Source organism: Thermostichus vulcanus str. 'Rupite' (assembly GCF_022848905.1).
GTDB classification, from domain to species: domain Bacteria; phylum Cyanobacteriota; class Cyanobacteriia; order Thermostichales; family Thermostichaceae; genus Thermostichus; species Thermostichus vulcanus_A.
Map to the genome: position 1 here is coordinate 1 of NZ_JAFIRA010000065.1, position 12,771 is coordinate 12,771.

11 protein-coding genes and 1 pseudogene are annotated in these 12,771 nt (G+C 50.3%); all 12 read left to right on the plus strand.

The features are described 5' to 3' along the window. Positions 1-143: 143 nt before the first annotated feature. The 12 genes and pseudogenes from cas10 to JX360_RS16195 all read left to right on the plus strand — a co-directional run bounded on the left by cas10 (position 144) and on the right by JX360_RS16195 (position 12,553). Positions 144-1,169 carry a type III-B CRISPR-associated protein Cas10/Cmr2 gene (gene cas10 / locus JX360_RS16140; protein WP_244352989.1) on the plus strand — a complete coding sequence of 342 codons (1,026 nt, stop codon included), beginning with the start codon at positions 144-146 and terminating at the stop codon, positions 1,167-1,169. A 28-nt stretch (positions 1,170-1,197) separates the two neighbouring features. After that, entirely contained in the window at positions 1,198-1,785 is a 588-nt protein-coding gene (locus tag JX360_RS16145) for a Uma2 family endonuclease (protein WP_244352991.1), read from the plus strand. Between the two features lie 5 nt (positions 1,786-1,790). Further along, complete coding sequence (locus JX360_RS16150) at positions 1,791-2,933, plus strand: type III-B CRISPR module-associated Cmr3 family protein (protein ID WP_244352993.1); 1,143 nt, start codon at positions 1,791-1,793, stop codon at positions 2,931-2,933. A 1-nt stretch (position 2,934) separates the two neighbouring features. Further along, positions 2,935-3,834 (plus strand): RAMP superfamily CRISPR-associated protein, encoded by a 900-nt coding sequence (locus tag JX360_RS16155; RefSeq protein WP_244352995.1) that lies wholly within the window; start codon positions 2,935-2,937, stop codon positions 3,832-3,834. Then, the gene (locus JX360_RS16160; RefSeq protein WP_244352997.1) at positions 3,834-4,349 is read left to right on the plus strand and encodes a hypothetical protein; all 516 of its coding nucleotides are present in this window, start codon (positions 3,834-3,836) and stop codon (positions 4,347-4,349) included. Before JX360_RS16155 ends, JX360_RS16160 begins: the two co-directional genes overlap by 1 nt. A gap of 3 nt (positions 4,350-4,352) precedes the next feature. Next, positions 4,353-4,991, plus strand: a pseudogene (locus JX360_RS18105) (RAMP superfamily CRISPR-associated protein); the annotation flags it as partial. A 372-nt stretch (positions 4,992-5,363) separates the two neighbouring features. Then, positions 5,364-6,056, plus strand: coding sequence for a hypothetical protein (locus JX360_RS16170; RefSeq protein ID WP_244353021.1), 693 nt, complete (start codon positions 5,364-5,366; stop codon positions 6,054-6,056). Between the two features lie 55 nt (positions 6,057-6,111). Next, on the plus strand, positions 6,112-6,747 hold the full coding sequence (locus JX360_RS16175; protein WP_244352999.1) for a Uma2 family endonuclease: 636 nt from the start codon (positions 6,112-6,114) through the stop codon (positions 6,745-6,747). Beyond that, the gene (locus JX360_RS16180; protein ID WP_244353001.1) at positions 6,744-7,322 is read left to right on the plus strand and encodes a Uma2 family endonuclease; all 579 of its coding nucleotides are present in this window, start codon (positions 6,744-6,746) and stop codon (positions 7,320-7,322) included. The genes JX360_RS16175 and JX360_RS16180 overlap by 4 nt, the downstream gene beginning before the upstream one ends. Before the next feature lie 6 nt (positions 7,323-7,328). Further along, complete coding sequence (locus tag JX360_RS16185; protein ID WP_244353003.1) at positions 7,329-9,035, plus strand: hypothetical protein; 1,707 nt, start codon at positions 7,329-7,331, stop codon at positions 9,033-9,035. A gap of 14 nt (positions 9,036-9,049) precedes the next feature. Next, on the plus strand, positions 9,050-11,053 hold the full coding sequence (locus JX360_RS16190) for an AAA family ATPase (RefSeq protein ID WP_279611573.1): 2,004 nt from the start codon (positions 9,050-9,052) through the stop codon (positions 11,051-11,053). A 153-nt stretch (positions 11,054-11,206) separates the two neighbouring features. Then, positions 11,207-12,553, plus strand: coding sequence for a sigma-70 family RNA polymerase sigma factor (locus tag JX360_RS16195; protein WP_244353007.1), 1,347 nt, complete (start codon positions 11,207-11,209; stop codon positions 12,551-12,553). Positions 12,554-12,771 lie beyond the last annotated feature (218 nt).

A 12,771-nucleotide genomic window follows, 5' to 3' on the forward strand; every position in this document is an offset into this window, starting at 1 on the left:
CCTGTAACCGCGATCCTGAACCAACCATGGCGTCTCGGAAGCAGCATGACCAGCGTACCTATCGAATCGAATTCAAAATACACACGTACTGCTATGTCACCGATTAGTTTTGTCAGTCAACCAGGGATCAGGCTCATCAACAGGTGGGTTTGACGGGGGGCAGTCCTTCTGACTGGTGGGTGATCGTGCTGGCGGATGGAGACAGTATGGGTAAGTATGTCAATGGATCCCGGCTCCATTTTTATGAAAACTACCTGCCTGAAGATGTTGCTGATCAGTTGAAGAAGAAGGGCCCTGAATGGGAAGAGCTTTTGAAGCATGTCAAAAAGCGCATGGGGCCGGCTACCCATGTGGGCCTTAATCGGGCATTGTTGGATTTCTCCAATCGCCTGGTTCCCTACCTTACCGAGAAACGCTTCTGTGGTCGGGTGGTTTACAGCGGTGGGGATGATGTCATGGCTTTGCTTCCTCTAGAGGATTTGCCTGAGTATCTCCTCTCTCTGCGAGCGGCCTGGTGTGGAAAACCGGATCCCAAAGGTGAGTTCAGATCTGAAGGAGGGTTTTGGCATCCGCCTCTGGATAAATCTCTTTCAGGCTTACCCAATCGACCACTCTTTACCATGGGCGAAGGCGCCACCATGAGCATCGGGGTGGTGATCGCCAACAAAGGGATCCCGCTGCCCACGGTCTTGGAAAATCTCTGGGAGGCTGAGAAGAATCGGGCCAAGAAGATCCCTTGTAAAGATGGTCTCTGTTTTCGGGTGATCTACCAGTCGGGCAATACCCTGGAGGCCTTGATGAAGGGTGAATTGCTGGAGAAGTGGTGGGGCTGGTTACAACAGGGACCCACTTTGGATCTTGGGCCTGTATTGCACCGTCTGGCGGAGGAGTTACCGCAACGCTGTGTGGTCTCCGAACATAATCGGCTATTCCAACTAGCGGCCACCACCATCTTGGCTCGACGGGATCGCTCTGAAGAGCTGAAAAAAGAGATTCTGGATCCCTTGGTGAGTTGGTTGAATGACTGGGAGAAGTGGGTTCTGAAACAACCTCCTTCTCAAGAATCTACACCGCTTGGCACCACCCCTGCAGATTTGGGTAATCTTCTGAGATTCTCTGCATTCTGGGTGGATAAGAAAAGACAGCGAGATCAATGGATCCAGTCTTAAATCACTGCAATTTTTTCCAGAGGTCGATATGCAAATTCAAGACCAAGTTAAACTTCGAAACATCCATCTATGGAGCGTTGAGGACTACCATCACAAGATCGAGAATGGTCTGTTGACTCATGACGATCGAGTGGAATTGCTAGAAGGAATTGTTTCACATAGGTCACCCAAAGGAGTTAGTCATGTCATCATTAGTCGCTGGATAGCTGAGCAATTTAGAGAGAGGTTAGGAGAGGGATATTATCTAATAACTCAGGATCCGATTACTCTGGCTGAGCAGGCATCCGAGCCTGAACCCGATATTACGATTGTCAGAGGATCGATGTTCGACTACATAGAACACCATCCCTATCCCGAAGATATTCTACTTGTGATCGAAGTTGCAGACTCTAGTATTGAGATCGACAAGAAAATTAAGATGCCTATTTATGCAAAGCCCAGAATTCAAGACTACTGGGTGGTTGATATCAAGACTAAAGAGATCACGATCTATAGACAACCTCTAGAGGATTCCTATCAGCAGGTACAGGTGGCTAAAGAACATGACATACTTGGCCCTCTAGCTTTGCCTGAAATTACCTTTCAAGTCAAAGATTTATTTCCACAAGGTACGTAACTCTCATGTCTGAAATCCAACTTGCAACCCTACACTGGTACGCACTAGATCCTATCGATGTCTTACTCTTCCGCGAGAGCAAGCCGTTCTCTCCTGGGGAAGGATCCTGGGCCAAGGGATTATTCCCGCCTATGCCTACGACGATCTTTCAAGCCCTGAGATCTGCCTTACTCTATACCCCAAACACTCCAAAAAAGGAACGACATCTCAGATTTCTGGGGCCATTCCTCTTAGACCAAGAGAATACCCTTTGGTTGCCTACTCCTAAGGATCTGCTGGCCATGGGGCACTACGATCCCAATGCTGATCCGGCTCAGATCGATGACACGCCAGAAGAACTTGCTGAGGGGGACAAGTACCAACGGTTGCAACCCGTCCAGGAGGATCATTGGAAACATATTCAATGGGATGATCAGAACCTTCCGCCTCTGGTGCCCCCTCCCCTAGAGGAAGGAGAGTACATTAAGGGCCGCCCACAGCCCTGGATCCGAGCCTCAGCGTTGAGTGCTTATCTGGAAGGACAGCTTCCCCAGTCCTCTGATTTTCAGGGGGATCCCTGGGATACCCAGGTGCTGCCTCACATCGATATCCAGCCCGACACCCGCCAGGTGAAAGATGAGGCAGGTTACTTCACTGAGGTAGCGATCCGTCTGCGTCCTGGGTGGCGACTGGCTGCTGCCATTAGTACCCGGATCCCGTCCACGACCGTTCGTTTGGGGGGAGAGGGGCATCGAGCGCTGGTTGCACCTCTTGAAAACTGGGATCCCGGCATCGATTGGGATCGGTTCCGGGAAAGGACAGGATCGGTTGCCTATCTGCTCACTCCGGGTTTGGCCCAGGCTGAGGAGGCAGCCCCGATCTACCAGGCTTATCCTTCCCAGTGGCAGCCTCACTTGGCAGGATGTGCCACGGATCGGGCTTTGCTCTGGGGTGGGATTTCGGCGATCCGGCGGCGGCAGCAGGACAGTGAGCAGAGTGAGAAGGCCGACTTTGCTCTCTTGCCCCAACGGGCCTTCATTCCTGCTGGCACGGTGTATCACTTCAAACAGGATCCGCCGCCGCCACTCAGGCAGCTACTGGGCAACCCATGTGCTCAGTTTCAGACCTTTGAATCTTTGAATTACGGAACACTTTTGTGGGGAAAATGACATGACTCAACCTGACTTTCGAGTTGGCTATCTTTACAGCCTTGCTCCTATCCACTGTGGCGGAGAGGGAGATCTGGGAAATATCCTGGAGATTGCTCGTGAAGCTCACACCAACTTTCCTTATGTCCCCGGCTCTTCGTTACGAGGAAGCCTACGAAATGAAGTAACGCTTCAAGATCCAGATATTGCCGATACTCTGTTTGGGCGGGAACTCCAAAAAGATAGTCAAATGGGAGTTCACCAGGTCTGGTTTGGTGATGCACGTCTCCTATGGATGCCGATGCGCACCATGTCTTTGAAGGGGGGAGGGCCTGTTTTCTGTTGGGTGAGCTGTCATTCCCTACTTCGAGATCATGCGCTGGTATCTCGCAAATCCCTGCCAGCCTTTCCTGACCATCCAATCGGAACCAGACCGGGACGATACATCGTTGCAGATGCTGAGGTTGAGGTGAGCGAGATACCTTCAAATCAGTCTTTTGAGCTGAGTGGAGAGTGGCCAGAGGTTTTGGATGGGGATACAAAGTCAACCTGGACTAAGAATCGGATCATTCTTCCTGATGCAGATTTCCAGATCCTAATGGAACACTCCCTCTGGACTCAGATCCGTAACAAGATTCAGGAGGATAGCGAAGGAGCAAACCAAGCAGGATCAGCAGAGGTTTTCTGGACAGATGTGTGTATCCCTCGTGACACTATCCTTTATTTTGCTTGGGGATACAGCCCCCTTCCCAATCAACAAGATCTCACGCATGAACATAAAAAATTACTTGATGTACTCCAAGGTCTGTTCCAAGTGGGAGGACAGGCCAATGTCGGGCGGGGTTGGGTACAGGGATGGGTATCCAAAATCGAAGCCCCAGTAATTAAGAACACTCTTAAAACCGCTACAGGAGTCAACTAATGTCTAAGTACAAAAACCAAGGGTATCCCAGACCAACTCCTCCCAATCCTCAAACTAAGCAGGGAAATTCACCACTTCTGAACCCAGTAAGCAACCAGCCTACCTCAACAGCCAAGAATGCGTCCCTGGTTCGTCCAGAACACATGAGCCTACTGGCCCATCAACACATCCAGAGCTATATGCAATCTCAAGGCTCTGAGAAGCTCACTCAGGATGACCTCACAGCAGTTCTCCGTCTATCCCAACATTTGCGCGTGTTTGGGCTGTTGTCAGCAGCAGGGTATGTCAATCAGTCTAACCAGCAGGCAGGCAAAGTTCGTGAGCGTACCGTACCCGTATGGACTGTCTTGCTCGGTCAACTAGTGAGTGAGCAGGACAAGCTACCCCCTAGAGAATTAATGAGAATCATCCAAGAGAAAGCTACTGAAAGCCCCACTGAATATCTTGCGCTATGGCGAAGGGCATTGAACCTCGCGAATCACTGGAATTTCTGGGCACGAGCCTATCAGGAGTAAGCAATGTACACAGGCCCTCGTCTAATTGAGCTATTGGCTCAACAGCATCAAAAGCGATCAACAAACCTTTTTCGACAGGGAACTTTTACCTTGCGCTGGCGAGCCAAAGTCGGATCCTATCCCCACCCCGATGTTGAGACATTAGTCTCCGCTGGAGAGCCTGCTGGCCCATGGGTTCCAGAAAGAGGTCGTCCGGAGGATAAGCGCAATGTTGGCGATAACTGGGATCTTCTGCCTAAGCTACCCCTCAATGGGTATATTCCTGGATCCTCTATCAGAGGAATTGTCCGGGCTTGGGCAAAACAACGACCTGAACGCATAGCCAGAATGGAAGAGCTCTTGGGCGTTCAGAAGGGAAGTACTATCTCAGCAGGCAAGATACAATTTCTCGATGCCTGGCCTTTAGAACCCACACCCTTAAGCCTAGATATCGTCAATCCTCAGCAAAACTTCCAGGTATTTCATGAAGGTCAGGGTACTCCTTTATCTCTCTATACACTAGGCGATGGACGGGATCCCATCCCATTCCTCGTAGCTATTCAGGGAATTCCTGGGGCAACTGAGGAGGAAGTGAATGAAGTATGGTCCTGGGTTCAACAAGCTCTAAAAGTCTTGGGGGTAGGTAGCCGCACTGCCTCGGGGTATGGGCGGATCCTGGTTCCTGGATTTGGATCCAGGCAATTCGCCGAAGGGGTGTCAGAAAGCCTCTTGAGATTCACTCTCTCTAGCCAGGGCAATGCAGGCCCAGACATGAGGACTCTAGAACTCCGGCCTTCCCACTGGCGGGGATGGCTACGCTCCTGGGCCTTGCGCTTCTTCCTAGGGGTCATGACGAGAGAAAATGCTCTGAAGACTGTAGGGGAGCTTTTTGGAACTCTGGAGCCTGAGTCTCACAAAGGCTGCGTGCGACTGGAAATGATCCAGGGAGATCCATGGGGAAGTAGATCGAGAAATTCTCCACTCTTCTACTCATGGAAGGGTGAACTCAGAGTTGAGGCTCCCAAAGAGATCTTTATGGGCATCCTCTTGCCAATCATCCGAGTAGCGGTGATGACAGGCGGAGTAGGCCGGGGTTGGCGCAGACCTCTACACCTCTTCATGATGGAAAGAAGAGGAGGAGATCCCATTCCTGCATCCCGTGGGAGTCACCTAACGCTGGATATCAAAATCAAGGGTGAATTCAAAAAAGTTGGTATATCCCTTGATCCAGCAAAATGGGATGAACTGTACCAGGGATGGTACCAAAAGGTTGAGCAGCTTTGGCCTGAGCGATTATTAACGGGATCCCAGAATCCTAACTATGAGGCATTCTCGCCAAGTAGTTGTGCTGTTTTCGCTGTCCCAGGCCCTGATCAGGATCCGATCGAAAGTTCAGATGACAGTTCAGACTCAAAATGGGTGGATCCCAATGATGTGGCGAGTACCCGAGGAGATGGAATGGAGCTGGTTTACCGAAGCGACCAAACCAGAAACTACAAGCGCAACCCTGATCTTGGCGGAAACGCTGCACAGGGTAACGCCCATTGTTCCTGGGTAAGCATTAGGAGGCACAAAATCAGGCATAAACAAGCTGATACCCAGTGCCAGGAAGTGGTCTGCCTATTTATGGGAGGTGTCCAAGCGAGTAGTCAGCATGTGCGTTCTCAATTTCTGGATGACCTATCTAGTCTGGAAGGCAGCCTTCATCTTTTTGGCCTAAAAACTTGAACAGCTTTGCCAAAATGACCCTACCGGAGCAATCTCAACGCAGAGGAAACCCGCTATGCTCACAACTCCCACTCGCCAACATCTCCCCGAACAGAGAGTGATCTTCCATCACCTCACCTGGGATCGCTACCAGCAGATCCTACAAGCCTTGAGCGAACACCGATCCTCTCGTTTGATCTTTGACCGAGGCACTCTGGAGATCACCATGCCCCTCGAAGAGCATGAATTCTTGGTCAGGATGATTGATCTCTTGGTGCGCATCCTGGCAACTACATGGATTGGGCGAATCAAGACCATGGGATCCACGACCTTGGACTATCCCAACCTGGATCGTGGAGCAGAACCTGACAATGCCTACTACTTACAAAACCAACCCAAGGTGAAAGGCCGCACTGTCGATCTTACCCAGGATCCTCCTCCTGATCTGGTGGTGGAAGTTGACATTACTCACAGTGATATCAATAAGCTGGCACTCTACGCTGCCATGGGGATCCCTGAATTCTGGCAATTCAACGGTGAGGAGTTGCAGATCTATCAACTCACCTCACAAGGCTATCAGGAGGTAGAGATCAGCCCTAGCTTCCCTGGCTTTCCCAAGAGCAAACTCTACCAATTCTTGACTGAGGCAAGGGAGGATGAAATCCAAGCTGAACGCACCCTACGCAACTGGATCCTGGAGAACAAGACATGATTGCCCACCCTTACCCAAAAATCTCTCCTCACGAATATCTTGCTCAAGAGCGGCAAGCTGAGATCAAGAGCGAATACATTGATGGTGATGTCGTGGCCATGACCGGGGCTAGCCGTCAACACAACCTGATCTCTCTCAATATTGCTGCCAGTCTCCATAGTCAGCTCCGCTCCAGACCCTGTGAGATCTATATGGGGGATATGCGGGTGGCCGTGGATGAAGCAGAGTTCTACACCTACCCTGATATTGTCGTGGTCTGTGAGGATCCCCAATTCCTCGACGGTGAGCTGGATACCCTACTGAATCCCACCCTGCTGATAGAGGTGTTGTCGCCTTCTACTGCATCTTATGACCGAGGAGAGAAATTCAGCCGCTACCGCCAACTTTCGTCTTTGCAAGAGTATCTGGTTGTGGCTCAATCAACTCCAGCAATCGAGCATTACCGCAAACAAAGTCGGCGAGAGTGGATCTTGGTAGACATCACCGATCCTGAAGCCCTGATTGAGCTGCCCTCCATCCAGTGCCAACTGGCTATGAAAGACATCTACGAAAAAGTTAACTTTGATTCTGAGTGAGAAACTATGGCTGTTCTAATCGCCAATATCGGTACTTCTGACCTGGCTGTAAAACTCAAAGACTTTGATTACTTTCTGCCAATAGGTTTTGACCGAGATGAGCCAAATACTACTGATGCAGGACTCACGAGTGATGAAAAAATACTGTGGGAAAGAAATACCCGTGATGAGTTTATCGCAGATGAACTTTGTAAAGAGCTGGAGGTGGAATACAAAACTAGAGATAATGGTAAGAAGATCTATAGCTTTCGTCGCCTGACTGAGAAACTTCTATCGGCATACCGACAGGATCCCGACAACTGGCATGGTCGGATCAGGCCGGGCAGGATATGGGGTGTTCTCAATACTGCAATTCATCGGTTCTCTGTAAAAAAGGTTAATATCTTTGTCACCGATCAACCTTCCCAACACGATCAAGATACCTGCTTTCTGTTTGAGATTCTTAAGACATGGGCTGAAGTTGAGCTAGGAGAAGAGATTATTCTCTTAAGAAGAATGATTCCTCAGGATGTATCCCCAGTCAAAGCAGATCAACTGCTGAACGTCTACTATCAGTTTTTTGTCGAGCAGATAGATCCTGACGAGACTGTTCTTGTGAGTATCAAAGGTGGAACACAACAGATGCAAACAGCGCTCCGCCTACAGTCGATTACTGCTGATATTCCTAAGCTACTTTTCATCGATCCAGTTCTTTCTAAGCAGAATGTCTTGCATGGACAGCCTTCCACCTGTGATCTCACGTCCTACTGGCAATATCAGAGAACACAAAAATATCGGGTTGTCAAGCAATTGCTGGAACGCTACGACTTTGCAGGAGCCTGTAAGGTTCTCAAGGATTGGCAATCGATTTTATCGTTCCAAATAGAACAAGGCATTTTAAGTCGATCACAACTGAGTTCTAGTCGAAAGATTGTTACTTCTGTCATCAATGGATTGCAAGTGGCAGACTCACTTATGAATCTGGATGTGGATGCTGCTAAGAAGTCCATCCAAGAGATGAACTTGGATCCGACATCAGATTTGGATGCTGACATTAAACAAGCTGTTGAAGAGTATAGTACTCTACTCAATTTATATACTCACTGCAAGATATTTGCTCACAATCAACAAGTCTCCCATTTTCTCTCCAGAATGTCTTCGTGCTGTGAGGAGATTCTTGATGAGACTATCAAAAAGCTTGGCGGTAATAGATATCTAAAATCAGCTCCTGTCGGATCCCGAGTTGAGATTCAGGAAATCAAGGGTCTATTGCCTGATGATCAGCTTAGCCTATTAGACTCTCTGGATTATGACAGGAATGGAAAGTATGCAAAGATTGTTTACCGTGCTAGCAAAGTTCATTTTCTGGCTATACTTCTTGCCATTCGCAAAAATACAGGAAAAGGTGAAGTTCAAGAGGATAACTCCCTATCTCTCCTTCTAAGTCAAATTAAGAACTTGGAATTTTGGATCCACAGGCGCAACGAAATGATTCACGACAGTCGGGGATTTTCTAGCAGGCGAATCTCAGAGCTTAACGAGCAGGCAGAAAAAGAAGGGTCTTGCCGCTTTCAGGATATTCTACAGGTTTTGAGTCAAATTCTTGATTCTTCTCTCTTGAAATTACGTAATATCCATAAACAGCGTTTCATTACAGGCTCTGATCTTTACCTGTACAGCGATTTGAGGAAGTGGGTTGAAGAGAAGCTCCTTCTGGATATGCGCACACACTAAGTGACTCTTGTATTATGGCTTCCAATCTTGCTCGTTTTAGTCACATCCTGGTCGGGCTTCCAGGAAGTGGCAAGTCAACTTTGGCTGCTTGCTTGGCTGAGTCCCTGACGGGTTGTCAGATCATCTCCACCGATGCTATTCGCCAAGACCTCTACGGGGATCCCACCATTCAGGGGCACTGGCCTGACATTGAAGCACAAGTCCTAAATCAAGCCAACCAAGCCGTTCAGCAAGGACTCTCGATTATTTATGACGCCACCAACGCTCACCGAGCCTGGCGATTGGATCTGCTGCAAAAGCTCCCCACCCTGGACTGGATCGGATGGCATCTCACCACTCCTATTGATGTCTGCAAGCAAAGAAATGAACAACGGTCAAGGCAAGTGCCGGACTCCGTAATCGATGCGATGGCTCTGTCCTTGAAACACTTTCCACCCGTTCCCGCTGAGGGGTTTCTGGATGTACTAACCCTGGATCTATCGGGATCCCTGCCCAGTCAACCACAGATTCTCACCAACCTCAAAGGCATTCCTCGCTCCTTGATTAACCGTCAGAACGCGACCCAACATGTCACTCTCCACGGGTACTCTCGGTTGCTTGATTTTGAGCGGTTGCTCCATCTTCTTTCCATTCTGATCCACCATCCTGGCAGCACTCTGGAGGAGATAACTCACCGCATCGCCGCGGAAAAGGGATCCATTTATGCCAATCCCGATTTACTCACTCAGGATCTCGCCTGGCTCAAGCAGGGGGGTCTGTTGAGTGCAGGGGAGCAGGATCAACCCTTAGTCTATCCAGAACCTTCAAGTGCCAAGGCTTTTGCCACTCACCCATATTCGGATTGGGAGAGCTTCAGTCGCTTGTTCTACACCATCCGACTGATTTTGACCCAACCCTTTCTCTTTGACCCCGAACTGGGCAGTCTGGAGAGTTTATGCGAGGCACTTCAGCAGCAGGGCTGGGTGCAAGGTCAAAACAGGGATGCCATCCGTAAGGATATCGAAAAGATCTTGAAACCCTATCAGATCTTGCCTCCGTTCCCGATGAAACGGGGGTACTTTACCCACTCCGGCATCTTCAGTCGCCACGAACTCAAACAGATCTATCGGCTCTTACAAGTGAGCAGTCCTACCCTGGAGAACCCCTGGGAACAGGCGGTCTACGAGATGGTGGAGCAGCGTATGCGCCTCAGTCGCATCGATACGTCTGAGCTTTATCCTGTTCGCCAACTGGGTAATCAGTCCATCGTGGATCCTTCCCTGACTCCCTCTGGCACCCTGGCGGATCGTCGGGGCTTACAGGTGGTCGAGGAAGCGATGGAGCACGGAGAGCTGCTGGAAGTCAAGCGTCTTCCAGGAGCCACCTTTCCTGGAGAAGTGCCTGGGATCTTTCGCCTCTGGCCCCTGCAACTGGTGTTTCATCAGATCGCCTGGTACTTGGGCTGCGAATACCACGGTGGGGAGAAGCAGGGCTTGATGCGATTTGAGCGGATGGATCGGCTCTTTCTCCATCAGCGCCAGGGTGCAAAGCGCTCTCGCAAAGAACAGTTAGCGGCCCTGGAGCGTCTGCACAAACTCTATGATGTCAGTGCCGGGATCTTTCTGGGCAATGATCCGCATCTGCAAAGACAGATCCTCAGCCGTTATCCTGAAGAACGCCAAAAAGCACAGTTCACCCTAGAACTCTGGTTTAGCGATCGGATCTTTCCCTTTGTTAGTGAAGGTACCCGTCGCTTTAAGTACCAGCACATGTCCCCCCGTATTTCGGGATCCTCACGGCCCCAGTCTCTTTTCAACTTGCCTCCCACCGGAGATCGCCGGTTTCCTCACCGGCTTAAGGTGGTTTTGCCCCTCTGGTCGTTGGAGGATGTGGATCTGAAGCGCTGGATCCTGGGTTTTGGGGGAGAGGTGTTGGTGATCAGTCCAGAGCCTCTACGAAACATGATTCAAACCACAGGGTTGGCAATCTCAGCGCTCTACCGGGATCCCTTAGCCGATCTTGAACCGAAAAGCTCATGAAAGAAAGTATTCTTCGACTTCTCCTATAAACGACTGGAATCTCTGTCTGGCAATAGTTCTCAAGATTTTGACTGAAATTCCTCAATACTTTTTGTTGTCAGGATTTAGCAGGGGATCCCGCTTAGAGTGGCTCCAGACAACGGGAGCGGGGCTATGGCGACTCAACTGGAGCTGCAAGACCTTCAATCGATTAAAACTGCCAGCGAGGTGGCCCATCTGTTTGGATCCCTGGGGTACGCCCTGATTGCCCAACCGCTGGATGTGGCGGTGTTAGAGCTGCCTGCTCAGCTATCAGAGAGACTGCGGGCTGCCTATGTCCTGGTTGAGTACCATCAGGGGTACTCCCGTCAGGTGGTGCTGTTGTTTGAGGTAAACCCCGGATCGATGGGGTTGGGAGTGCTGATGCACAGGTTGGCGAGGCGGCTGGCTCAGCGTCCAGAATCCTATATTTTACTGGCCACAGTCGATGACTATCGCAGCCTGCATGTGACCAGCAGTGTTGGGGCCAAAAGCGTCTATAGCTTCCAGATCAATTGCCAGGATCCCTCCTATCAGGAGCTCAACTGGATCCGTAATCTGGGCTTGCGGGGTGAGTCGCTGCCGGCCAACCAGAAGCGCCAGCATCAAATGGCCAAGTATGCAGCCAGTCAGCAGAAAGAAGCTGGGCGGGTTGCACACCAGGATCTGCAAGATAGCCTGGGATCCTACCTGCGCAAGATAGGGCGCTATCCGCTCCTGACTCAGGCCGAGGAGATCACCCTATTTCGCCAGATGACCGTATTTGCGGGTACTCATCGGGCTGTGCAGGCTCAGAAGAAGCTGATCACCCATAACCTGCGCCTGGTTGCTTCTATTGCCAAGCAATATCAGGGGCAGGGATTGGATCTACTAGACCTGATCCAGGAAGGCAACCTGGGTCTGATCCGAGCAATTAAGAAGTTTGACTATGCCAGGGGAACGCGCTTGTCCACCTATGCCACTTGGTGGATCCGACAGGCCATCAGGCGAGCTTTGGATAATCAGAGTCATCTGATCCGGCTCCCCAATCATGTGTGGGAAAAGATCCGGGCTTTGAAGAAAGTGGCTCATCAGTTGTCTCAGAATCTGGGCCGGACTCCTACCGTTGAGGAGTTGGCTTTAGCCTCCAACCTTTCACCTGATGAGATCCGTCAGATGCTGGATTGGAGCCGGGGGACAGGGTTTTTGGATGCTCCTCTCTTTACCCATGAGGAGGCTTCTCTGCTGGAGAGTCTCCAGGATCAGTCCCAGAGCCCAGCCAAAATCTGGGAAGCAATGGATCTGCGGGCCAGTGTCCAAAAACTGCTCTCTTTATCCACCCAAAGGGAGCAGCAAGTGTTGATCCTGCGCTTTGGGTTAGGGGGCAATGAGCCTCACAGCTTAGCTGAGATCGGTCGTCTCCTCAGCCTCAGCCGCGAACGGGTGCGCCAGATCGAAGCAAAAGGGCTTCTGAAGCTGCGCAGATATCTGTGCAACATATGAAAGGACGGTGTTCTCCATGACGTTACCTACCTATATCGACAATCAGAAAAACAAACTGGCAACAGTCATTCAGAGACTAATCTTTTTGGAGAAACCTGATTGACTGACAAAAGCTGCTTACAGATAGCTGGGTGCCTTGCTGTGCGGTAGTTTTGGAGATTGAAGAGATGAAGGGGGAGCCAGCGTTCTAAGCTTAGATACCACTCAAAACCGTGAAC